This is a genomic window from Tatumella sp. JGM130 (genome assembly GCF_018257525.1).
GTDB classification, from domain to species: domain Bacteria; phylum Pseudomonadota; class Gammaproteobacteria; order Enterobacterales; family Enterobacteriaceae; genus Tatumella; species Tatumella punctata.
The window spans coordinates 1-17684 of the sequence record NZ_JAERJS010000035.1 but is presented as its reverse complement, the minus strand read 5'-3'; the positions used below and the strand labels follow the sequence as shown (position 1 = coordinate 17684).

Sequence of the window (17684 nt, the reverse complement as noted above, 5' to 3'; positions counted from 1 at the left end):
GTGTTTCAGTGCTGCGGCTAAGGTTGCCTGTCATGCGGTCTATTGAGTAAAGTGAGGGGTGACCTTATATCCCCGTTATCAGGAACTCAGTTATGGCCAGTATCAAACTGACAGTAAAGCGTCTTTATGCCCTGCAGAATGAACGGATGGTCAGAACCCATGCGACTGCCACTGTTTATGTAGGAGACCAACCGGTAGCTACTGAAGAGATCAGTGGTCTGACAGAAACACCGGTGAGTAAATATATTCATCACCAGCTGACCGCGGGCCAGCCGGTGCGGGTAGAGTGGCAGACCCCGGGGATTGCCGATATGACCGTCACCGAAATGGAAATATGCCCGTGCTGCCATCCGGCGGATACGGAAATATAGCGCGTCACTCTGCTTAATCTTCAGTGCCGCATTATCCCGCGGCACGTTTACACCTGATAACAGGTAAGGAATTATTTTTGGCCGGAACCAGTCTGCTTGCTCTGCTTGATGATATCGCGACCTTGCTGGACGATATTTCTGTGATGGGAAAAGTGGCGGCGAAAAAAACCGCCGGAGTACTGGGTGATGATTTGTCCCTCAATGCTCAGCAGGTCACAGGGGTAAAAGCAAACCGTGAACTGCCGGTAGTCTGGGGTGTTGCTAAAGGATCTTTACTGAATAAAGTGATCCTGGTGCCTCTGGCATTACTGATTTCGGCGTTTGTTCCCTGGCTGATTACGCCGTTATTAATGCTTGGCGGCGCTTATCTCAGTTATGAAGGTATGGAAAAGATTATTCACTGGCTGACTGCGGATAAACAACGAAAAACACCGGAAGCCAGACAGAAACGACTGGAAAATTTCAGTCAGCAGGATGCTGTACGTTATGAAAAAGATAAAATTAAAGGTGCAATACGTACCGACTTTATTCTCTCGGCCGAAATTGTGGCCCTGACGCTGGGGATTGTTTCAGAAGCACCACTGCTGAATCAAATCCTTATCCTGTCCGGAATTGCACTGCTGGTGACGGTCGGTGTTTACGGTATCGTGGCATTAATTGTCAGAATTGATGACTTTGGCTACTGGCTGCAACAGAAAACATCATCTGTCGCCCGGCGTACGGGGGACGGATTACTGGTGCTGGCACCGTTGCTGATGAAGATTTTGTCGGTAGTCGGTACACTGGCAATGTTACTGGTCGGTGGCGGGATAGCGATACACGGTATACCCTGGTTACACCACTGGGTTGAACAACTCAGCCGCCCGGCGGGGAGCCTGTGGTTATCAGTACTGAGCAGCACGGCCGCCCCACTGGTTACCGGAGCGATAATTGGGTCGATTGTGCTGTGTCTGGTGAAACTGTTTGGAAAAATCCGTCGTGAACAGGTATAACTGGCACGGCATGTGAGTAGCGGAGTAACAGAGAATGAGCGACGATATTTTTGAATTTGACATTGATGCACAACTGGCCGATGCAGAAGCCAAAGCACAGCAAAAAGCCACTGAAATTCCGGCGGATCTCAGTGACGAGGCTGATTGCGAAGGCTGCAAAATCTGAGTCTGTGAGCAATGGTATCTATAGACAGTAAAACAGGACAACCTTCGGGTTGTCCTGTTTTGTTTTGACCCGGTAGTCAGATAAAGCCAGCAGAGGACAGCACATGCAGACAGGTGAGTGGGTAACGGTAAAAACCGCAGACGGGCCACGGCGTAAGGGTAAAGTACTGGCGGTGGAAACATTCAGTGAAGGTGTTATGTTTCTGGTCGCTCTGGATGATTACCCGAAGGGGGTCTGGTTCTTTAATGAAAAGAACGATCCTGACGGGATATTTGTCGAACCTGGGCAAGGCGATTAACCTGCACAGGCAGCCCGCAGCAGAGCATATCCGCTCTGCTGCGTAAAAAACGGCTGTCAGTGTCCGGAATGAAGACCAGTGGTCAGCGTCTGAGTCAGTTTCACCAGATGATAAATTACCTGTTTATTCTGCGTCTTAATTTTTTTCTTAATATTGCCTTTATGGGAAGAGATAGTTTTTGCTTTTATCTGCATCAGCCCGGCAATTTGTAAGGTGTCGTAGCCGGACATCCACATTTTCAGCATATCTGATTCTGCACGGCTTAAAGCCACCGGTTTCGCGACTGGCTGACGGCTACGGCGTGAGAATTTTTTGCCTGTTTTGCTCAGATAAGGGGAGATAAGACGTTCCAGTGAAAGTTTATCCAGTGCCTTGGTGGTGACAATAATATTCTCACGCAGATAGAGGTGATCGCTGAAATGACTGTTAGGCAATGCCATAAAAATAAAAAATACAGTATCGGGATATTGAGCGATGACTTTTTTAATTTCTGAGTTTTCCCGGCAATGGTTATCCAGACATTGTTCAGAAATAAATACCAGAGAAGGTGTTAAACTATCCAGTGTGCATTTCAATTGTTGCGGATTAATGACACCACTGACAGCAGTGGCTTATTACTCCTTGCGAATTAAGATACTCTTTTAATCCGGTCCGGGTGAAATGACATGGATCGATAATAACGCTTGACATAAATATGTTCCTGCCCGAATGAAAAAATCACACATACACGCGAAATACAAAACACATCCGGCAGGAAGGTTTAGTATTAGCAAAAAGTATCACAAAAGCATCCGGTGTCTGAAAAAAGTACAGCAATGTTTTTATAAGATTTTTATTTATATGCCAGGGTATAGTTCATCAGGCTCAGGTGATGAATGGCCCCACCAGCGTATTGTATTATTATAATCCCGCAAGCAAATCATTAGCCGGGACAGAGTATCAGCCAGTTCCTGTGAATACCAGTCATTGTAATAATATTCCGCTCAGTTGCTCTGACATTCGACTAAATAACTGACTGGTATAAGGTATAAACCATGGAAATAATAACCTGCTGCTGAGAATACCGAGGGTCAGTGTCAGGGGGAACCCGACCACGAATACCGATAATTGTGGTGACATGCGGTTAAGCAAGCCAAGAGTCAGGTTCAGGGTCAGCAGAAACATAATCAATGGCAGGGCCAGCCGCAGGGCACTGCTGAATATTATTGCCGCGAACTGGCACAGGGCGTTGACTCCCCCCGGTGACAGAGAGCGAACGCCGACGGGCAGAGCAGAAAAAGACTCTGTCACTGTTTCCAGTAACCACAGGTGACCATTAAAACTGAGGAACAATAACAGGGCCAGCATATAATAAATCCGGGCCAGTACCGATACAGTACTGTGACTGGACTGATCATAGAATGAGGCAAATGACAGTCCCATCTGCAGGCCAGTAACTTCACCCGCCAGCCGGACCGCGGCGAAAGCAAATGTCATCCCCCAGCCAAGCGCGGTTCCAATCATATATTGCTGACCGAGGGTCAGTATCCCCGCCAGGGAAAATAACGAAATACCACTGGCTGGCAGTAACGGGGTAATCAGCCCGCAAATGGCCAGCGCCAGCCCTGTTTTTACCCGCGGACTGACCTGTTTTTCGCTCAGCAACGGTGCGGCGCTGATCAGGGCCAGAATCCGGCAGAATGGCCAGAAAAAATCACTGACCATGGCTGACAGCTGGCTGATACTGGCAGAATTCATCGCCTCTAACTCGTCGCAAAAGCCACGGAAGTCAGAATACTGCGCATATATTCCAGTAAAAGATTCAGCATCCACGGACCGGCAATCAGCAGGGTCAGCACCACAGCCAGAATTTTCGGGATAAAAGATAACGTTTGTTCATTAATCTGGGTGGCAGCCTGCAATAAACTGATCACTAATCCGCTGACCAGTGCCGCCAGCAATGGCGGGGATGCCAGCAACAATGCGACTTTCATCGCATTTTGTCCTACGGACATCACAGCTTCAGGAGACATCAGCTATTCCTTATCAGGTTTAAACGGTAATCCGCAGGGTTATTGAATAAAACTCTGTGCCAGTGAACCAATCAGCACCTGCCAGCCATTAGCCAGCACAAATAACATCAGCTTAAAGGGTAAAGAAATCGTTGCCGGGGGCACCATCATCATTCCCAGCGCCATCAGTATGCTGGCGACCACTAAATCGATAATCAGGAAAGGAATAAATACTGTAAAGCCAATCCTGAAGGCTGTCTTTAATTCGCTGGTGATATAGGCCGGAACAAGAATACGCATAGGAACATCTTCGGGACGCTGGATTGGCGGATGCTTCGCCAGCCGGACAAACAGGGCCAAATCTGATTCACGGGTTTGTTTCAGCATAAACCGGGCCAGCGGACGGCTGCCTGCAGCCAGTGCCTCTCCGGCAGGCAGCCGGTTTTCACTGAAAGGCAGCCAGGCCTGCTGGTATACCTGGTCGAGGGTCGGTGACATCACAAAAAAAGTCAGAAACAGAGCCAGCCCGAGCATCACCTGGTTCGGCGGGGCCGACGGCGTGCCAAGTGCACTGCGTAACAGGCCAAAGACAATAATTATTCGGGTAAAGCTGGTCATCATCAGTAAGGCCGCCGGTAGCAGTGTCAGTGCCCCGATAAACACCAGAGTTTGCACCGGCAGGGGCCAGTCCGGACTGTCAGCCGTCAGTGATTGTAATGGCACGGGTGCCCCATATCCCGCGGCGGGGATCAGACAAAGTAATAACAGACAGGGCAGTGACAATTTCATTGTCGGTATCCTCTATGTGTCAGCAGCGTCTGTAAGCGCAGCAGAAAAGTCTGGCTGTCGGTGGCCGGAGAAGCAGGCGCCGCGGGCGGCTCTGTGGCAGGTAATGTGTAAAGGTGGGTGATTTGCTGAGCTGTTACCCCCAGTACCAGCTGGCAGTCAGACAATGCTACCACCACAATTTTCTCATGCTGACCTACGACAAGGCTGTCATTGATCTGTAGCCCGCTACGGCCCGTATGGCGGGTAATGCGCTGTTTTTTAAGCAGCCAGCGCAGGGCAAACAGCACCGCCAGTAACACCAGTAAAACAGCACTGGTGTGGGCGATATCCTGTAGCGCGAACAGGTTGTCGGGTGGAACAGGCGTACCGGTTAATGATTGCAGTGGCATGATTAGCGGCTCAGACGACGCATACGTTCTGACGGGGTGATAATATCGGTGATCCTGACGCCATATTTATCGTTAACCACCACCACTTCCCCCTGGGCTATCAGATAACTATTGATCAGAATATCCAGAGGTTCACCGGCCAGCCCTTCCAGCGGGACGATCGATCCCCGCGTCAGACGCAGCAGATCTTTAATGGTCATCCGGGTCCGGCCCAGCTCCACCGTCAGCCGTACCGGAACATCCATAATCAGGCTGACATCCTGTGCTTCCGCCGTGTCCGGGGCATCCTCGCTGGCGGTCTGCGGCGGGACAGTGTCGGTCACTGTAGCCGCCTGTTGCTGCATAGCCTCGGCCCACAGGTCCTGCTCTGGCCCGTTATTTTCTGACGGATGCTGTATATCACTCATCAGGCTGATCCTCGTGCAAAGAGTGTAATGTCGGATTAATCAGTGTCAGTACACGCAGGGCATACTGGTCGTTTAAAATGCCATGCTGTCCGGTAAATACCGGCACATTATCGACATGTGCTGTCACATGCTGAGGCTTATCCAGTGGCAGGATATCCCCGGTTTTCAGGGTTAAAATCTGCGACAGGGGCAGGGCGATATCGGCGAAGTGGGCGGTGACTTGCAGTGCTGAAAGCTGTACTTCTCTGACCAGGGTTTCACGCCACTGGTTATCTTCCTGACGGGAGTTTTCCAGGGGAGGATTCACCAGCAATTCGCGTAATGGTTCGATCATCGGAAATGGAATACAGATATTAAACTCACCCACCAGATTACCAATTTCTACCTGGAACGGGGTATTCACCACAATATCGTTTGGTGACGTAGTGATATTAGTAAATTTGACCTGCATTTCTGAACGGACAAATTCTATTGATAACGGATAAATCGCCTGCCATGCTTCACTGTAGCTATCGAGTGCCAGTTTCAGCATCCGGTGGATCACCCGCTGTTCTGTATACGTAAATTCCCTGCCTTCAACTTTGGTCGGAAAGCGTCCATCGCCGCCAAACAGATTATCCACAGCGATAAACACCAGGCTGGGTGAGAACACCACCAGTGCGGTACCACGCAGGGGCTTCAGATGGATAAGGTTCAGGTTGGTCGGCACCGGTAAATTACGGGCAAACTCCTGATAGGGCTGAATATTAACCTGCCCGACACTGATATCAGGGCTGCGGCGCAACAGATTAAATAATCCCATCCTGAACTGGCGGGCAAAACGTTCATTAATAATTTCCAGCGCCTGCAGACGCTCACGCACAATCCGGCGCTGGGTCGCCGGGTCATAAGCTTTAACCGCTTCTTCGCCATGCTGCGGGCTTGCTGTGCTGTCGTTACTGCCGTTATCGCCATTCAGGAGCTGGTCAATTTCAGCCTGAGAAAGAATATTGTCAGCCATGGATTATCTCAGAATAAAGGATGTGAAAAGTACATCGTTAATCACCTGTGGCGGCTGACCGGGTATAAATGACGGTGCCAGTACCTGTTTAATTTTTCCGGTCAGGTCATGCTTACCCTGTTCTGTTTCCAGATCCCGCTGATTCTGGCTGGTCAGCAGTAAAATCAGACGGCTGCGGACTTCCGGTAAATACTGGTTAAGCCGGTTGCGGGTCGCCTCATCGGGCAGGCGCAGAGTAAATCCGGCATACAGAACCTTGTCTTCATCGTCGGGGGTAGTGGCTGGCAGATTCACCGTAAAGGCATCCAGCGCCAGGAATACCGGGCTGGCCGGGGGAAGGGCAGCGACAGTCGCTGTTTTTTTCTGCGTTCCCGGATCGGATTGTTTCATTTTCAGAAAACTGTAACCGGCAATCGTGCAGGCAGCGATCAGAATCACAATAACCATCAGCGACAGTAACAGACGCTTTGTTGTTTTCTTTCTCGGGAGTGTAGTCATTAGCTAAATCAGTTCCTTGATAGAGGTAAATCTTTGCTGCTGCCCGGGATTATCCCGGGTTAATCACCGGACAATGGGCCGAAAAGAGCCTGTTTCTGAACAGAGAGCAGCATACTTCCGGATATACCGGTACCATCAGCCAGGGTGATGACGCAGCGTTTCAGGCGAAGAGGTCGACCCGGCCGTCGGTCAGTGTCAGCATCCTGACGCCGGCAGTGTTATGCATCACCGGCGGATCTTCGCTGGCCAGCGAGCTGCCGGCAGGGGAGCCCGACGGGTATTGTCGGCTATCCGGCGGGGTAAACATTGACGACGATGAGGGGTCCTCGTTACCGACGAAACTTCCTCCCAGACTGATACCATTCCCGGCCAGTGCATGTCGCAGGTCGGGTAATGCCGCTTCCAGTACCGTTCTGACCTGGCTGTGGCCGGACAATAACGTCAGGTACGCCTGATCGCTTTTCATCACCAGCGAAATTTTCAGACTGCCGAGTTCCTGCGGATGTAAGCGCAGTTCCGCCGTGTGTAAGCCTTGCTGATGCATAAAAATCACCTGACGGCTCAGTTGTTGTTGCCATGCCGGGTTGTCCGCGGGAACACTTACCGGTGTGCTGGCGGTCATCGCCCGCCCGGCAGCCAGAGGCCCCCCGTTATCGCTGCATAAGGCGATGATCGACGGCAAGTGAGTGTGTGCAGTGGACGCTGAGACCGGTGCCGGCCGGATATGGTCACTGACCGGCGCCGGACTGGCCTGCGGCACCCTGAACAATGGTATGGGCAGCACCGACTGGCGGGGCCCGGCCGCAAGGGGTGTTTCTGCCGTCAACGGATGCTGCCCCCTCGCTGGCGCAGCCGGTGCTGGCCGTTTGCCGGTTACCGGTGTGCTGGCGGTCATCGCCCGCCCGGCAGCCAGAGGCCCCCCGTTATCGCTGCATAAGGCGATGATCGACGGCAAGTGAGTGTGTGCAGTGGACGCTGAGACCGGTGCCGGCCGGATATGGTCACTGACCGGCGCCGGACTGGCCTGCGGCACCCTGAACAATGGTATGGGCAGCACCGACTGGCGGGGCCCGGCCGCAAGGGGTGTTTCTGCCGTCAACGGATGCTGCCCCCTCGCTGGCGCAGCCGGTGCTGGCCGTTTGCCGGTTACCGGTAAGTGCTGGCGGGAATCCCCGCCGGGCAGGACAGGGAACCGCGACTGTCGGGGGAGATGTTCGTCAGACGACTGCGTCATGATATCTGCGGCGGCGGGCGGAAGATGACGCGGGGATGCAGACCGGTGGTCTGGCAGACCCGTGCTTGTCAGCGGGCCTGCCAGACGTTCCCGCAGTTCTGTCCCGGCTGGAGACATCAGCCTGCCGGGGATAACCGGTGTTGTCAGCATGGCCAGCAATGGCGTGATATGACTGGCGGTGATGTTATTACCGGACGGCAGAACTGTCGCCTTTTTCGCGATCGGGTGGCGGCCGGATTTAGCGGTTATCAGCCCGTCAGGCGAGGAAATCAGGTCGGAGAAAGGCCAGGCCGCGACGGGTTTTCCCGCAGACAGGTTGTTACTGTGGCTACTGATTTTATTCAGCGCCTGCGCCAGGATAATCAGCTGCGACATGATTGTGCTCCGTGAAAACGGCGGGCAGAAAATTCATCAGTCAGTTTTTGCTGTTGTCGCTGTTGCTGCGCATTCAGGCGTTGCTGATGGCGGTGCAGCAATGTCTGCAACGCATTCAGTCGTTGTTTTTTGCTCTGCCAGTACGCCAGTGCGCTGGCGATATACTGCTCACCCTGTTGTATTGCCTGCTGCTGCAGGCTGATCGCCTGTTGCACCGCAGGAAGAAACTGCTGATAGTCATCCCAGTGGCCGACAGGCATCCCCGGTTGTATCTTCTGTTGCAGGTATTGCTGGTAATCCTGATAGTAACCGGTCAGCAGTTGTTGCTGGTTCAGGGCCTGTTGCTGTGCCGATTGCAGCTGACCCAGTTGCCGGGCTGCGTTGTCGGCCTGGTTGCTGGCCAGCTCACAAAGGGTGACAAGTACGGGGCGGTTATTCATGACTGTTCCTCCGGACGACTAAACAAATGTTCCAGCTGCTCACAGGCAGACGCATAACTGCAATACTGCCGGATACCCTGTTGCAGATAAGCGGTCATTACCGGATGCAGTCTGATCGCTTCATCCAGCAACGGATCGCTGCCAGAGACATACGCACCGACACTGATCAAATCATGGTTGCGCTGCCAGGCTGAAAGCAGTTGCTTACAATAACGTGCCTGTTGCAGTTGTGATCCACTGACTAATTCATACATTACACGGCTTATTGACGCTTCAATGTCGATGGCCGGATAATGGCCTGCCTCGGCAAGTTGCCGTGACAGGACAATATGGCCGTCGAGAATAGCCCTGGCCGCATCGGCAATCGGGTCCTGGGGATCATCACCTTCGGTCAGTACCGTATAAAAGGCAGTGACCGATCCCTTGCCATCATCACCGTTGCCCGCCCGTTCGACCAGAGCCGGTAAACGGGCAAAGACTGAAGGAGGGTACCCGCGGGTTGCCGGAGGTTCACCCATCGCCAGGGCTATTTCCCGCTGGGCCATCGCATAACGAGTCAGGGAGTCCATAATTAACAACACATGCTGACCGCGATCACGGAAATCTTCAGCAATCTGTGTCGCGTAGGCAGCTCCCTGCATACGCAGTAAGGGCGAAAGGTCGGCCGGAGCCGCAATCACCACCGAACGTGCCAGACCTTCTGCACCGAGAATATTGTCAATAAAATCTTTGACTTCCCGTCCACGCTCCCCAATCAACCCGACCACAATCACATCCGCGCGGGTATAACGGGCCATCATTCCCAGCAGCACGCTTTTCCCGACCCCGGATCCGGCAAACAGCCCCATGCGCTGACCACGGCCAACGGTCAGCAACCCGTTAATCGCGCGGATCCCCGTATCCAGCACCTGCTGAATCGGTGTGCGTTGCAGCGGGTTTATCGGGCGACTGCACAGGGATCCGTAATCAGTCACCCGCGGCGGGGGCAGGTTATCCAGCGGGCGGCCATTACTGTCGAGCACCCGGCCGAGCAGCGACGGGCCGAGGGGCAGTTGTTTCCCTTCGCCATTACCGGTATGACTCTGTCCGGCAGCAAACACTCTGGCTCCGGGTGTCAGTCCGTCGGTATTTTCCAGCGGCATCAGGAACAGCTTATGGTGACTGAATCCGACGACTTCGGTCTCGGCCGGAGGTGCATTCCTGCGCTCAATCAGACAGACCGCCCCCAGCGGTAATATCAGTCCGCTGGCTTCCAGCACCAGCCCCGTGGCCCGGGTCAGTTGCCCGTAGCGCCGGACCTCTGGCAGAGACAGTAATGATGTTTCAAAACGATCCAGTTGTTGCAGCCAGCGTTCGAAAGGATATTGCATCAGCAGGCTCCTGTTTGCGCTCTCTGACAAAGTGCCAGCCAGCGATCTGAGATGCTGCAATTCAGTTGGCCTTCCTCCCCCTGTAACAGGCAATCGCCGGGCTGCAGAGCAGTATCACCGGCCAGTTTCCAGCCACGGGCCGCGATTTGTTCGGCGAATATTTTCTCCGCCAGTGGCAAATCCTGCGGATGAACCCGTAACTGTGGCGTTCCGTTGAACAGCGGGTCCTGTTCCAGCAAGCGGCTGATCTGCCTGGCAACCCGCTGGCTGTCACATTTAACCGCGTCACCGGTGATCTGTAAGGCAATCTGCAGTGCCAGCTGTAATAACCGGCTGGTGATAACCGCGTCGATTATCTGTAACGAATGGGCAAAACTTTCCGCCAGTTGGCGGATCTGTTGTTGTTCCGGTGCCGGCTGAGGTGGCGGCGGCAGCTGTCCGGCAGCCAGTTTCCCCTCGAGATATCCGGCCTGATGTCCGGATGTTTCACCGGCGGTAAATCCCTGCTGATAACCTTGCTGCCATATCTGCTGCCGCTGCTGCTCCGGCAAGGGTTCCGCGGGGGCGCAGGGTGTTGTGAGCGGTGCACTGTTAATCACTTCAGCCGTATCCGGCTCTGCGGCGGACAGAGTTTCCGGCTCTGCTGCCACGGGAGCAGGCAGTTCAAAATGTTCGGGCTGCCATTTGCGCCAGTGCATATTTTCCGGTAACTCAGACGTAGGTTTCATCTGCCCCTCCGATCACAATATCGCCTGACTCGGCCAGGCGGCGGACAATTAACAGTATCGCTTTTTGTTCGTTTTCCACGACTGACATCCTTACCGGGCCACGGCTGCTTAAATCGTCACGCAAAATATCTGCAGCCCGTGTGGACATATTGTTTAGGAATTTTTCGCGTAGCGGTGGCTGAGCCCCTTTCAGAGCAACCAGCAACTGCTCTGAATCGACTTCCTGCAGCAGGCGCTGAATACTGCGGTCATCCACATCGACCAGATTTTCAAACAGGAACATTTCATCAATAATTTTTTGCGCCAGTTCGTTATCAAACTCACGGACCGCTTCAATAACAGACTCTTCCTGCTGGGACTTCATCAGATTGAGGATTTCAGCCGCAGTGCGTACCCCGCCCATTTTGGCGCGTTTAAGGTTTTGTCCGTCGAGCAGGTTATTCAGTACTTCGGTCAGTTCTGCCAGAGCCGCAGGCTGCACTCCGCCGAAAGTGGCAATCCTCAGCATCACATCCTGGCGCAATTTATCATCGAACTGTGCCAGAATATCCGCGGCCTGAGGCCGTTTAAGGTGTACCAGGATAGTAGCAATAATTTGCGGGTGCTCTTCACGGATCAGGTCGGCCGCGGAAGGCGGATCCATCAGGTTCAGGGCATCCATTCCTGACGTTGTGTCGCGGGTATCAAGAATATCCTCCAGCAGACTACTGGCCCGCTCCTCACCCAGCGCTTTGACCAGAACGGTCCGCAGATATTCATTGTTATTCAGGTTCAGGGCGGCATATTGTTCAGCTTCTTTTTCAAACTGTTGTAATACGCTGGTCAGCTGTTGATGAGACACCTGTTTCATGGTGGCCATGGCTGCACTGAGGTGCTGGACCTCACGCTGGTTCAGGTGCCGGAATACCCCGGCAGCCCGTTCTTCTCCCAGTGCCATCATCAGAATGGCACTTTTTGTTGTTCCGTTCAGTGTCATAGTTCATTCCCCATCCAGTCACGGACTACCAGTGCGACCACCTGCGGGTCGTTTTCTGACATCTCGCGGATACGCCTGCTTAAAATTTCACTATTGATACGCTGTTGTGCCTTGCGTGCCGTTTCCTGTAAGGTGCCGTCACTGCTATTGTCAGGTTCAGTTTCCGGCGCAGACGAGGACAGGGCGATATCTTTTTCCTGACTGGCTGCAGCACGGCGTTGTTCGAGAAGCGGCTTCACGGCTTTACGGTAAAGCAGCAGGGCAGCAATAATCACTATCAGCCACCGGCCGCCAGACAGCAGCAGGTCAGCAAACTGCGGTGTTTTCCACAAAGGCGGACTGTTATCGTCTGTCACACGGTTAAAGGGCGTATTTACCAGCCTGACTGAGTCACCGCGGCTGGCAGAAAACCCCATTGCTTCCTTCGTCAGGGCGGTGATCTGCTGTAACTGTTGCTCCGGCAGAGCCCGGGCTTTTCCCTGTTCGCCGGCCTGATAATTGACTACCACGGCCACGGACAACCGTTTTATATCACCGGTATTGAGTTGCGTATGCCTGACTGTCCGGTCAAGTTCATAGTTAGTGGTTGAGTCATGCTGTGACTGCTGATTTTGGGGAACTGTGGCACGGGCTCTGGCCGCTGTACCGGCCGCCGTGCTGGTGGCTGCGCCATTTTGTGCCGCCGGAGTCGCTGGCGGGGCAGTTTGCGGCGTGGTCACCGGCGCAACAGGGGCCGGGGATGGCTGATTGGTCAGCGCCCCGGGCACACCGCCTGGTAATATTTCGCCATTTTGCTGACTGTCGCTGGACTGTTGTGAGCGTATCGCCTGGCTATCCGGTTTATTATTTGGCGTATAATGTTCGTCGGTTTGTTCCTGTTTATCAAAATTGATTTCTGCTGTGACCTGGGCCCGGACATTGCCACGGCCGACCACCGGTCCGAGAATATCTTCGATCCGCTGACGCATATTACGCTCGACTTCGGCGGTATATTTCAGCTGTACGCTATTCAGTAACTGTCCGCCGGAGACGGAACTGGTCAGCAACGCACCATTCTGGTCAATGATGGTCACATTAGCCGGGGGTAAACGACTGACGCTGCTTGACACCATATGCACAATAGCATTGACCTGGCCATCATCCAGCGCCCGTCCCGGCTGCAACTGTAAAGTGACCGATGCCGTCGGTAACGCATTATCTCTGACAAAGACCGAGGCTTTAGGGACGGCCAGGTGAACGCGGGCAGTACGGACCGCCCCGAGGCTTTCGATAGTCCGCGCCAGCTCACCTTCAAGCGCCCGCTGATAATTGATTTGCTCACTGAACTGGCTGATACCGAATTTTTCGTGATCCAGCAGCTCAAATCCTGTGCTGCCACCGCGCGGCAACCCCTGCTCAGCCAGTTTCAGACGCAGTTCACGTACCTGGCTGGCAGGTACCAGAATATTGCTGGTATTTTCATCCAGCCGGTAAGGCACATTCATCTGCCCCAGGCTGCTGATAATATTTCCGCCGTCCTGTTCGGAAATATTGTTGTACAGCATTTTATAATCCGGAGCTTTAGCCCAGAGTACTAAACCGACGACGATTGCCACAGAGACTGCGGCAGCAAAAATCAGCGGGATACCTGCGGAAGTGCGTAACTTCTCCAGAAGGTGTTGTGCTCTGGCGGAAAATGTTGTCGAAATATCTGCAGGGTTTATTGTCATTGGAATATCCCGGCCACAGAGCCTGGCCTTATTTCTGTTAACAACACATCATTCTCCTGTATTACGTGATGAGGGCAGGGGGGCAATATCCCGCATTATTTACCGGTTGACGGTGAATGATGGCGGAAATAATCGGCTTTTTAAGGGGTATATTCCCGCTTTATTATTTTGTGTCTGTTGTAGATTTTATTGACTGAAGGTTATTCGCAGGAAGATATATGTCATCATTAATTCAGCAAGTCTCCGCAGAGATGTCAGTAATGGCAGGGATTGCGGGCGGAAAAGAAAAAGCTGCAGAACAGGGCCAGTCATTCAGCGGTTTACTGCGGTCGGCATTAGGCAATATCAGCCAGCACTATAATCGCTCACAGTCTGACTCGGAAAAATTCGATGCCGGGAATAGTCATATTTCCCTTAATGACCTGATGCTGGAGATGCAAAAAGCCACAATATCTCTGCAAATGGGCGTTCAGGTAAGGAATAAACTGGTTAACGCTTATACGGACATTATGAATATGTCAGTGTGATGAGGTTAATATATTGTTTTTAAATATTAATTATTCATTGCTATTACTCCATGGGGCAGTGATGGGACAAAATCATTTAATTTTTCATTCAGGATAGCTCTCTGTGACTCATCATTATCTGGCATCCATGTCCCATAAACATTGTGTACCATCTGAGAATTTGTGTGGCCCATTTGGGATGCTATGAAGTTTGGGTTTGCTCCGGCAGCCAATGACCAGCATGCATATGTGTGTCTGGACTGGTATGCCTTTCTGTCTTTTATTCCCGCCAGTTTAAGTGCGGCTCTCCATGTCTGTGGGAGTGACTTAACACTGTAGTGATTTGCAGACTCTGATTTTGTTGCATTAATCTTTGGGCTAAAAACGAATGCCAGCACTTCAGTTTCCTTTTTCCCGTACTCTCTCTTTATTACTGAAACGGTACTTTCTGGCATCATTCGGGTTAACTCCATCTGGTCACGCAGAGATTCCCACGCGGCATCTATCAGAAATATTTTCCTGATACCGGCGTTGGTTTTCGGGACCGTAAAGTAGCCCTTTGATGTAAGATTCCTTCTTACTGAGATAGTCCTGTTCTTTGTATCGATATCCCCCCATGAAAGTGCGCATAACTCCCCATGACGCATTCCTGTGAAAACGGCCAGTGACCACAGGTTTTTCATTTGTCTGGTGCGCAATGAATCTATCATTCGGTAAAATTCATCCCTCGTTAGCGGGTCTGGTTTTACCTTGTCTTTCTTCAGGGGGGATACAGACAATGTAACGTTCCGGGATATGTACCCGCTTTCGTGAGCGAATTTCATAACTGACGACAGGAGTGTTATGCATCCGTTCACAAAGGGCACTGACCTTCCGGTTCTTTCGTGATTTAAGTGTCTCCCGGAAAAGAATTTACCTTTAAGCAGTCGTGAGCGAAGGGTAAGAATGTCCTCTACTGTGACTGAATCAAGCATTCTTGAGCCGGAAAGATAACTGAGAATGGTTCTGCAAATGTTCTGGTAAACAGAGTGGGTTGATGCGGCCACTTCTGTTTCTTTTATTGCCAGCCACTTAGACAGAGCTTCATTGAGGGTGATCGGAGCCTGAACAGAAAAGAACTTATGCAGGTTAACCGATGCCGGGAACATACTGGCGTAGTCAAACGTCCCTGTTTTTATTCCATAGATTACTGTTTCACGTAGCTTTGCTGCCTGATTTCTGTTTTTGGCGTTGTCAGGAACGGATAGCTTTTCCCGAACTCTGACCCCCTTGTACATAAAACTGATACGCAGATATCCGCCATGGCTTTCTACTCCCGGCGGATATTTCCTCTCTGACATATTTCCTCTCTTAAGCCTTAAAGGCTGATTTCACTTTTGTTCCAAATCCGTTTGGTTGCTTCCTTATCTGGGACTCAATCCATTTTTCAATTGCCTCCGTGTTATACATACACTCGCTTGTTTCAAGCGGCGCTCCTTCCGGGGATACGTGCAAGTATTCGCGTCCCAGCAACCAGGATTTCTCCCGGGCCCGCCTGATCGTTCCTGGCTTCAGGCCGGTGGTCAAGGTTAACACTTCTTTGGTTACCCACTTAGCGGGCTTGAGTAAAACAACCTGACTCATAGCATTCTCCTTTACCCAACCCGCAGGCACGACGAAACCGCCGGTGACCGGTGCGGGAATAGGGTGGTGTGGTTTTAGTGGGTGGGGTTAGTGGCGTTTAAATCTGGCGACGCGTTCGTGCTTTTCTGCATCTTCCCGACAGGCTGTATCGCAGTAGTGGCCTTTGTCTATCTTGGTGTCACAGCTGGGGCACTTACCGTTGAATGGCTTCGGCAATGTGCGATTAGCCATTGCTACCTGTAACTGCTGATGTTCCAGTTCTGATGCCTGGTCGAGCGGGTCGGCGTGGGTCATAGCGGTTTCCTTTAGGCAATAAAAAACCCGCTAAAGCGGGTTAGTAATGGTTAAATTTAATAATTAATTTATTGGCTGAAGCATAGAGTGTTTGATTGCTTTTTCGATTTCATTGAATGAGAGAATACGATTTCTTGCTGAAACTAATAAATATTTTTTATCTTCAAGACTTATTGTGAGTACTTTTTTGAAAATTTGCTTATGTGTAACCCGTTGTTGGCTATTATCTTTATAATAAATATCTACAGGCCAAAACTCTGGCAACTCATCGGTTTTATGGATAACATTTCTGTCATCTTCCATCATAACAATTAATTGTAATGACATAAGATCTCTCCCACACTTCCATTATATTAGACTTTTAACACATTCCTTTCTACTTCACCACACAATAACTCAGCCGTCGGCCGCAGCTCATGCAGTCGGTTGATGATGGCCTGGCATTGTGTTTCGGTGGGGTAGATATGTTCAGTGATGGGAATTGCCTGGTTACCGGAAATAATGAGGATGACGTATCCGGCGAGTATAATCACTTCCTCCTGTACGCATCCCACAGAGCAATGCGGAACGCTATTCGCTTAATGTAAGCAGGGTACCAGCCCCTGATTATCAGCATGCTTGTTCTCTGGATCATCGCACCACCAAAAGGGCGCTTTGCTTCAGGTTTTCGAGCCATGTTTTATCCATTGCAGCGAGTCTCATGCTGATATTAAAACGGCCCTGACGATAAAGCCATGCCATTGAACCCATGCAGTGCGATTCTTTGCCACTATGCTGATACTGGCCATTATCATCTTCATGGCCTGAGAGTGTTTTGTGGCACAGAAACGGCACCATATCATCAGCAAGAAGTTCTGATTTTATGCCCGCCAGTCGCCCGGGATTCAGCGCGTGAGAAATGGACTGCGGAGAGTCCAGAAATGGACAGTTACTGCATGGTCTGGTTAATGCGATTGCTTTCATCTTCTTCACGTTCCCCTCCAATAAGTAACCCTCCGGATAGGGAGGGTGAATGAATTAATCGCCGAAACCACCTCGTCCTGACGTGTTGGCTGTCGGGAATGTTACTTCCTGCGGCTTATGCTCCTGCCAGTAACGTCGCCATCCTTCGGCTCTGTCCTTTTCCCTTTGTTCGACTATCCATGCAGGCAATGGCGGGTTGACTGATGTCAGCTTATTGTTGTGCCTGACCATCATCTGATTCAGCCGCGGGTGTGACTCTCCATTTTTAGCGGCGGTGAGTGCTTCCATGCATCCCATAACAATCCGTTGTCTGGTCAGCCATTCACTGCGTTCACGTTCTGTCATCCGGATGAGATTCCGAGCTTCGATATCCCTATACCTTTCCGGATGGCGTGACAAGACCTCCGATTCTTCCGGTGACAGTTTCATGATGTGGCCTTATTTAGATTGAATAGATGAAATGGGTAGGGTGTTGCAGACCAATCGGAGCAAAAGGAATATCGTCATCGAAGTCCATAGGAGGCTCACTGGCAGCAGGCGGGGCATTCGTCTGAGCCCGGTTGCC

The 17684-nt window shown here is 51.7% G+C and carries 25 protein-coding genes and 1 pseudogene; 5 read left to right on the top strand and 21 right to left on the bottom strand.

Going from position 1 to position 17684, the window contains the following annotated elements; translation table 11 throughout:
* Positions 1–92 precede the first annotated feature (92 nt).
* From JK211_RS14070 to dsrB, 4 genes are all read left to right on the top strand, one after another.
* A complete protein-coding gene (locus JK211_RS14070; RefSeq protein WP_212709306.1) occupies positions 93–371 on the top strand; it encodes a hypothetical protein in 279 nt (92 codons plus the stop codon).
* A 77-nt stretch (positions 372–448) separates the two neighbouring features.
* Positions 449–1363: a DUF808 family protein gene (locus JK211_RS14065; RefSeq protein WP_212709305.1), complete on the top strand. Its 915-nt coding sequence runs from the start codon at positions 449–451 to the stop codon at positions 1361–1363.
* Positions 1364–1397: 34 nt separating this feature from the next.
* A complete protein-coding gene (locus JK211_RS17015) occupies positions 1398–1529 on the top strand; it encodes a hypothetical protein (RefSeq protein ID WP_256441190.1) in 132 nt (43 codons plus the stop codon).
* Positions 1530–1632: 103 nt separating this feature from the next.
* On the top strand, positions 1633–1827 hold the full coding sequence (dsrB, locus tag JK211_RS14060; RefSeq protein WP_212709304.1) for a protein DsrB: 195 nt from the start codon (positions 1633–1635) through the stop codon (positions 1825–1827).
* 56 nt (positions 1828–1883) lie between these two features.
* Here the strand turns inward: dsrB and rcsA are convergent, their stop codons facing one another.
* The 14 genes from rcsA to fliF all read right to left on the bottom strand — a co-directional run bounded on the left by rcsA (position 1884) and on the right by fliF (position 13733).
* The gene (rcsA, locus tag JK211_RS14055; RefSeq protein WP_212709303.1) at positions 1884–2402 is read right to left on the bottom strand and encodes a transcriptional regulator RcsA; all 519 of its coding nucleotides are present in this window, start codon (positions 2400–2402) and stop codon (positions 1884–1886) included.
* A 388-nt stretch (positions 2403–2790) separates the two neighbouring features.
* A complete protein-coding gene (gene fliR / locus JK211_RS14050; RefSeq protein WP_212709302.1) occupies positions 2791–3564 on the bottom strand; it encodes a flagellar biosynthetic protein FliR in 774 nt (257 codons plus the stop codon).
* Between the two features lie 5 nt (positions 3565–3569).
* Entirely contained in the window at positions 3570–3839 is a 270-nt protein-coding gene (gene fliQ, locus JK211_RS14045) for a flagellar biosynthesis protein FliQ (RefSeq protein ID WP_212709301.1), read from the bottom strand.
* A gap of 39 nt (positions 3840–3878) precedes the next feature.
* Entirely contained in the window at positions 3879–4607 is a 729-nt protein-coding gene (gene fliP, locus JK211_RS14040; protein WP_212709300.1) for a flagellar type III secretion system pore protein FliP, read from the bottom strand.
* A complete protein-coding gene (gene fliO, locus JK211_RS14035) occupies positions 4604–4996 on the bottom strand; it encodes a flagellar biosynthetic protein FliO (RefSeq protein ID WP_212709299.1) in 393 nt (130 codons plus the stop codon). Before fliO ends, fliP begins: the two co-directional genes overlap by 4 nt.
* Before the next feature lie 2 nt (positions 4997–4998).
* Entirely contained in the window at positions 4999–5403 is a 405-nt protein-coding gene (gene fliN / locus JK211_RS14030) for a flagellar motor switch protein FliN (protein ID WP_212709298.1), read from the bottom strand.
* Positions 5396–6403 (bottom strand): flagellar motor switch protein FliM, encoded by a 1008-nt coding sequence (fliM, locus tag JK211_RS14025; RefSeq protein WP_212709297.1) that lies wholly within the window; start codon positions 6401–6403, stop codon positions 5396–5398. The genes fliN and fliM overlap by 8 nt, the downstream gene beginning before the upstream one ends.
* A 3-nt stretch (positions 6404–6406) precedes the next feature.
* Positions 6407–6901 (bottom strand): flagellar basal body-associated protein FliL, encoded by a 495-nt coding sequence (fliL, locus tag JK211_RS14020; RefSeq protein ID WP_212709296.1) that lies wholly within the window; start codon positions 6899–6901, stop codon positions 6407–6409.
* Positions 6902–7061: 160 nt separating this feature from the next.
* Positions 7062–8510: a flagellar hook-length control protein FliK gene (locus JK211_RS14015; protein ID WP_212709295.1), complete on the bottom strand. Its 1449-nt coding sequence runs from the start codon at positions 8508–8510 to the stop codon at positions 7062–7064.
* On the bottom strand, positions 8498–8950 hold the full coding sequence (fliJ, locus tag JK211_RS14010) for a flagellar export protein FliJ (protein ID WP_212709294.1): 453 nt from the start codon (positions 8948–8950) through the stop codon (positions 8498–8500). The genes JK211_RS14015 and fliJ overlap by 13 nt, the downstream gene beginning before the upstream one ends.
* Positions 8947–10320 carry a flagellar protein export ATPase FliI gene (gene fliI / locus JK211_RS14005; protein ID WP_212709293.1) on the bottom strand — a complete coding sequence of 458 codons (1374 nt, stop codon included), beginning with the start codon at positions 10318–10320 and terminating at the stop codon, positions 8947–8949. The genes fliJ and fliI overlap by 4 nt, the downstream gene beginning before the upstream one ends.
* Positions 10320–11048, bottom strand: coding sequence for a FliH/SctL family protein (locus JK211_RS14000; RefSeq protein WP_212709292.1), 729 nt, complete (start codon positions 11046–11048; stop codon positions 10320–10322). The genes fliI and JK211_RS14000 overlap by 1 nt, the downstream gene beginning before the upstream one ends.
* Entirely contained in the window at positions 11032–12024 is a 993-nt protein-coding gene (gene fliG / locus JK211_RS13995; RefSeq protein ID WP_212709291.1) for a flagellar motor switch protein FliG, read from the bottom strand. Before fliG ends, JK211_RS14000 begins: the two co-directional genes overlap by 17 nt.
* A complete protein-coding gene (fliF, locus tag JK211_RS13990) occupies positions 12021–13733 on the bottom strand; it encodes a flagellar basal-body MS-ring/collar protein FliF (protein WP_212709290.1) in 1713 nt (570 codons plus the stop codon). The genes fliG and fliF overlap by 4 nt, the downstream gene beginning before the upstream one ends.
* 218 nt (positions 13734–13951) lie before the next feature.
* Here fliF and fliE point away from each other — a divergent pair, with 218 nt between their 5' ends.
* Positions 13952–14260, top strand: a complete 309-nt coding sequence (gene fliE, locus JK211_RS13985) for a flagellar hook-basal body complex protein FliE (protein ID WP_212709289.1) — start codon at positions 13952–13954, stop codon at positions 14258–14260.
* 26 nt (positions 14261–14286) lie between these two features.
* Here fliE and JK211_RS13980 read toward each other — a convergent pair whose 3' ends face one another.
* The 7 genes and pseudogenes from JK211_RS13980 to JK211_RS17130 form a co-directional block, all read right to left on the bottom strand.
* Complete coding sequence (locus JK211_RS13980; protein ID WP_212709288.1) at positions 14287–15579, bottom strand: site-specific integrase; 1293 nt, start codon at positions 15577–15579, stop codon at positions 14287–14289.
* 10 nt (positions 15580–15589) lie between these two features.
* On the bottom strand, positions 15590–15862 hold the full coding sequence (gene xisR / locus JK211_RS13975) for an excisionase family protein (RefSeq protein WP_212709287.1): 273 nt from the start codon (positions 15860–15862) through the stop codon (positions 15590–15592).
* A gap of 87 nt (positions 15863–15949) precedes the next feature.
* Positions 15950–16156: a hypothetical protein gene (locus JK211_RS13970; RefSeq protein WP_212709286.1), complete on the bottom strand. Its 207-nt coding sequence runs from the start codon at positions 16154–16156 to the stop codon at positions 15950–15952.
* Between the two features lie 63 nt (positions 16157–16219).
* Positions 16220–16483: a hypothetical protein gene (locus JK211_RS13965; RefSeq protein ID WP_212709285.1), complete on the bottom strand. Its 264-nt coding sequence runs from the start codon at positions 16481–16483 to the stop codon at positions 16220–16222.
* Positions 16484–16786: 303 nt separating this feature from the next.
* Complete coding sequence (locus JK211_RS13960; protein WP_212709284.1) at positions 16787–17119, bottom strand: hypothetical protein; 333 nt, start codon at positions 17117–17119, stop codon at positions 16787–16789.
* Between the two features lie 54 nt (positions 17120–17173).
* Positions 17174–17548: a hypothetical protein gene (locus JK211_RS13955; RefSeq protein WP_212709283.1), complete on the bottom strand. Its 375-nt coding sequence runs from the start codon at positions 17546–17548 to the stop codon at positions 17174–17176.
* Positions 17549–17561: 13 nt separating this feature from the next.
* A pseudogene (locus JK211_RS17130) lies at positions 17562–17684 on the bottom strand (single-stranded DNA-binding protein); the annotation flags it as partial.

Excerpts from the sequence above, each read along its gene's own strand:
- JK211_RS14015 (WP_212709295.1), bottom strand. The coding sequence starts at position 8,510 with ATGTCGCAGCTGATTATCCTGGCGCAGGCGCTGAATAAAATCAGTAGC.
- fliF (WP_212709290.1), bottom strand. The coding sequence starts at position 13,733 with ATGACAATAAACCCTGCAGATATTTCGACAACATTTTCCGCCAGAGCA.
- JK211_RS14070 (WP_212709306.1), top strand. The coding sequence starts at position 93 with ATGGCCAGTATCAAACTGACAGTAAAGCGTCTTTATGCCCTGCAGAAT.
- fliG (WP_212709291.1), bottom strand. The coding sequence starts at position 12,024 with ATGACACTGAACGGAACAACAAAAAGTGCCATTCTGATGATGGCACTG.
- fliR (WP_212709302.1), bottom strand. The coding sequence starts at position 3,564 with ATGAATTCTGCCAGTATCAGCCAGCTGTCAGCCATGGTCAGTGATTTT.
- fliP (WP_212709300.1), bottom strand. The coding sequence starts at position 4,607 with ATGAAATTGTCACTGCCCTGTCTGTTATTACTTTGTCTGATCCCCGCC.
- fliM (WP_212709297.1), bottom strand. The coding sequence starts at position 6,403 with ATGGCTGACAATATTCTTTCTCAGGCTGAAATTGACCAGCTCCTGAAT.
- JK211_RS13980 (WP_212709288.1), bottom strand. The coding sequence starts at position 15,579 with ATGTCAGAGAGGAAATATCCGCCGGGAGTAGAAAGCCATGGCGGATAT.
- fliQ (WP_212709301.1), bottom strand. The coding sequence starts at position 3,839 with ATGTCTCCTGAAGCTGTGATGTCCGTAGGACAAAATGCGATGAAAGTC.
- JK211_RS13965 (WP_212709285.1), bottom strand. The coding sequence starts at position 16,483 with ATGTCATTACAATTAATTGTTATGATGGAAGATGACAGAAATGTTATC.
- JK211_RS13955 (WP_212709283.1), bottom strand. The coding sequence starts at position 17,548 with ATGAAACTGTCACCGGAAGAATCGGAGGTCTTGTCACGCCATCCGGAA.
- JK211_RS13970 (WP_212709286.1), bottom strand. The coding sequence starts at position 16,156 with ATGACCCACGCCGACCCGCTCGACCAGGCATCAGAACTGGAACATCAG.
- fliJ (WP_212709294.1), bottom strand. The coding sequence starts at position 8,950 with ATGAATAACCGCCCCGTACTTGTCACCCTTTGTGAGCTGGCCAGCAAC.
- xisR (WP_212709287.1), bottom strand. The coding sequence starts at position 15,862 with ATGAGTCAGGTTGTTTTACTCAAGCCCGCTAAGTGGGTAACCAAAGAA.
- JK211_RS17015 (WP_256441190.1), top strand. The coding sequence starts at position 1,398 with ATGAGCGACGATATTTTTGAATTTGACATTGATGCACAACTGGCCGAT.
- fliN (WP_212709298.1), bottom strand. The coding sequence starts at position 5,403 with ATGAGTGATATACAGCATCCGTCAGAAAATAACGGGCCAGAGCAGGAC.
- JK211_RS13960 (WP_212709284.1), bottom strand. The coding sequence starts at position 17,119 with ATGAAAGCAATCGCATTAACCAGACCATGCAGTAACTGTCCATTTCTG.
- fliE (WP_212709289.1), top strand. The coding sequence starts at position 13,952 with ATGTCATCATTAATTCAGCAAGTCTCCGCAGAGATGTCAGTAATGGCA.
- JK211_RS14000 (WP_212709292.1), bottom strand. The coding sequence starts at position 11,048 with ATGAAACCTACGTCTGAGTTACCGGAAAATATGCACTGGCGCAAATGG.
- fliI (WP_212709293.1), bottom strand. The coding sequence starts at position 10,320 with ATGCAATATCCTTTCGAACGCTGGCTGCAACAACTGGATCGTTTTGAA.
- fliO (WP_212709299.1), bottom strand. The coding sequence starts at position 4,996 with ATGCCACTGCAATCATTAACCGGTACGCCTGTTCCACCCGACAACCTG.
- dsrB (WP_212709304.1), top strand. The coding sequence starts at position 1,633 with ATGCAGACAGGTGAGTGGGTAACGGTAAAAACCGCAGACGGGCCACGG.
- fliL (WP_212709296.1), bottom strand. The coding sequence starts at position 6,901 with ATGACTACACTCCCGAGAAAGAAAACAACAAAGCGTCTGTTACTGTCG.